The following is a 3,264-nucleotide window of genomic DNA, read 5'->3' as shown; positions in this document are numbered from 1 at the left end:
GATACGTTTTTACCTCTGACATGAGGAGAATAAGAACCACCTGTTCCACCTGGTTTAGGCAATAGGCCTTGAGCAACAGGGGTATAGTCACTTCTTCCTACAAATCCTCTTACTATTGTTTTAGATTGTCTACCCATTAACGTGACTAAACTTGGTGCGTGACGTGTAGTATATCGCAATTCCTTTTCTGTTTTGAACTCTGTTTCTTCATATTTCAAAGGTGTACCAGAATTGCACGAATATAGATCTATTCTCCCTCCTTTTGCGAAAGCTGAGGATTGCAGAGGCGTTTTATTTAAGGTCGCCTCCGTCAAATTATCTTTGTTGCTATAATTGGTGCTATTTCTATCGCCATGCTGTCCAAAACCAAATGAAACATTGCTAGCCGTTCCATGTGAAAACATAGAAACTTCAGTTAGTTTGTCGTTTGATTGGGATGATGAATTTAGTTCATTAACCAATTGTTCTGCTGTATCTAGGAATTTAAATGAGACACCTCTATTATTTGCCCATTTCGCGATTTCTTGTTTCTGTTCCTGGGAGTACCCCACACCAAATATTAGCCAACTGATCTCTTCTAGTGAGCCAGCCCTTTTTAAATACTTATCTAATTGTATTTTTGATGCATTAACAAAATTCATTTCATATTTATTATGGGCATCTGCTCCTCCTGTTACCACAACTTTCTTATTACCATCAGGATCAATAAATACGACAGGGTTAGAAGAGCAATAAATGTATGAGCCTATTGTCGGGTAATTCTCTATTAAAGCATCCACCCCATACCACAAACTCGTCTTCGGGTTCATGTATCTTGCACCATAATAGTACAGTCCCGTTTCCTCGTCGAACTCCTTGCCGTTGAACTTATACGGCATCTCCTCCGTAGACGAGTGTTCGTCCACGAGCAGTTCGCCGTAGGGTAGGTAGGCGTCGAACTGGGCGACGTTGGCCTTGGCGTCGGTGATGTAGGATGTAGAGCCGAGGTGGTCGGTATGGTAGAAGAAGATTTCCTCGTGATGGGCGGTGTCGGCAGGCACATAGCCGTAACCTGGCTGTACGTCGTCGGGGTCTTCGGCCTTGTCCCATTGCACGGGCGGACCGGGAGGTGTGCCGGGCACGGCGTTGCGCTTGGGGCGTTGTATCCAACCGTCGGGCACGCTGTGGTCGCCCAACTCCTTGATGATGGAGTTGTAGCCCTCGTGCGTGTTCTCGGGTTCGGCAGTCGCACCCTTCATCGTGGGCACTCCCGGTGGCGTGCCCAGCTTGCGGTAGTAGTCCTCGCGTTGTTTTTCTATCTGCATCATACGCATCTGGTAGTCTTTCTGCCCGGCCGTGACAACGTTCGCGCCATGCCCGTAGGCGTTTTGGAATATGCCCGCACCTATTTTGGAAGCCACGCGCCTGTCGCCGATGAAATAGTGCTTGGTGAAACGTTGGCGCGTAACGCTGAGTATGGGGGCGGGGTAGATGGTGTAGTCCTCCGTTTCGTGGAAGGTGAGGCCTTGCAGCCAAAGTAAGGCCCTGTGATGCGCTACATATATGCCCGTTAGAACAAAGCCACCCTCGACCCCCTGTCGTAATACTGAGCCAACACACCCTTCCTAGATGTCATGAACTTCCAAAATCCGTTTTCGAGAGAGGTCCAAGAGAATTGTCACATTGTCGTACTTGTTCCGACTTTTATCATTCGCCAGAGAAATGATATGGCTTGTGGGTGAAGGAGCGATTGCTCCTAATATACCATTATTTTCATAAATTATATAGAAATACTTATAAAGATTGACCAACACATAAGTTTTTCCATCCTTTCTATATGCAAGATACTGTCTAAAATATTCCTTTATATCTAAGAAAGGACACTTAGAACCTGGTTTCTGCCACTTCTGTTTATCCCCAATGATGGCCTTTACCATCCTTATCTCTCTGTCGGAAAGTTTATGATATTCCTTATCTTTGCCATAAAATGGTTTGTCATTAGAATAGTATGCACAAGGGAGCATCGGATAGTCAAGGTTCTCCACCAAAACTTCCCTTGCATATATTCTTTTCTTCGTCCTTGGTTCTCTTTTATGCAGATTGTCACTTGACTCTCCAGCTCTGCTTCCACAACCACTCATAATGACCATGACAATAAACAATAATACACCTTTGATAAAATTCTTCATTTCTTTCTTTGTTTTTTTAAATTGAGTTTGTAATCAAAACCTTTTGTCCCTGGCTGTGCATTGTAATTATAAAGTATTGCCTTTCCATTTTTATCTTTAAGCGGTTTACCATTCATGTACACATGCCACAGACCATTGCGTTTATATTCATAATGCTTGCCAGATGCAATTGAATTAATCCGTTCGCCTTTTTTCTTACCGGATTGCAATGTTGCGTCTGGAGCAATGATTATTACATCTTTAAATTCCTTTGCCGTAGATATTTGTTGTGCAAAAGTAGATGAGGCACAGCAATGCAGAACTAGAATTGGATGGCCATTATTTCTTTCACGCCACCCCCTATCTTCTCCATCTATACGTTCTGAAAACAAGAGAATGTCTTTTGGTATAGAAAAAGCTACATTCATCCACAATTCGCCAGAATTTCTTTTGGACACACCCAATCCCCAAGCGTGTTGGATATTCCCAGGTTCTGAATCACGAAGGCCATGAGCCCAAATATTAACTACATTATCATCATAATTCGATCTATAATATGCAGATATGTTTCTCGGATCACTTTCTGGAGAATCCTTCAAAGTTAGAACGATCCAATTTAACTTCTTTTTTCCTTTGATGTCTACGAAATTAACTGGATGATCGTCACAATAAGAGTACGAACTACTGAAAGCCATTTCCTCAATGTGCGGATCCACCCCATACCACAGACTCGTCCTCGGGTTCATATATCTCGCCCCATAGTAATACAGCCCCGTCTCTTGGTCAAGCTCCTTGCCATTGAACTTGTACGGCATTTCCTCCGTGGACGAATGTTCGTCCACGAGCAGTTCGCCGTAGGGCAGGTAGGCATCGAACTGGGCGACGTTGGCCTTGGCGTCGGTGATGTAGGATGTAGAGCCGAGGTGGTCGGTGTGGTAGAAGAAGATCTCCTCGTGGTGGGCGGTGTCGGCAGGCACATAGCCGTAACCCGGCTGCACGTTGTCGGGGTCTTCGGCCTTGTCCCACTGCACGGGCGGACCGGGAGGCGTGCCGGGCACGGCGTTGCGCTTGGGGCGTTGTATCCAACCGTCGGGCACGCTGTGGTCGCCCAACTCCC

At 45.5% G+C, this 3,264-nt stretch carries 2 protein-coding genes and 1 pseudogene; all 3 read right to left on the bottom strand.

Annotated elements, in window-relative coordinates:
* Positions 1-689 precede the first annotated feature (689 nt).
* Positions 690-1,508 (bottom strand): annotated as a pseudogene (locus HMPREF0670_RS00680) (RHS repeat domain-containing protein); the annotation flags it as partial.
* A gap of 96 nt (positions 1,509-1,604) precedes the next feature.
* A complete protein-coding gene (locus HMPREF0670_RS00675; protein ID WP_052296861.1) occupies positions 1,605-2,168 on the bottom strand; it encodes a hypothetical protein in 564 nt (187 codons plus the stop codon).
* Positions 2,165-3,264, bottom strand: a 1,100-nt coding sequence (locus tag HMPREF0670_RS15420) for an RHS repeat domain-containing protein (RefSeq protein WP_232213830.1), incomplete at its 5' end; no start/stop codon positions are given. The genes HMPREF0670_RS00675 and HMPREF0670_RS15420, both read right to left, overlap by 4 nt.

The organism is Prevotella sp. oral taxon 317 str. F0108 (assembly GCF_000162415.1).
Lineage (GTDB): Bacteria > Bacteroidota > Bacteroidia > Bacteroidales > Bacteroidaceae > Prevotella > Prevotella conceptionensis.
This window is presented reverse-complemented; position numbering and strand designations above follow the sequence as displayed.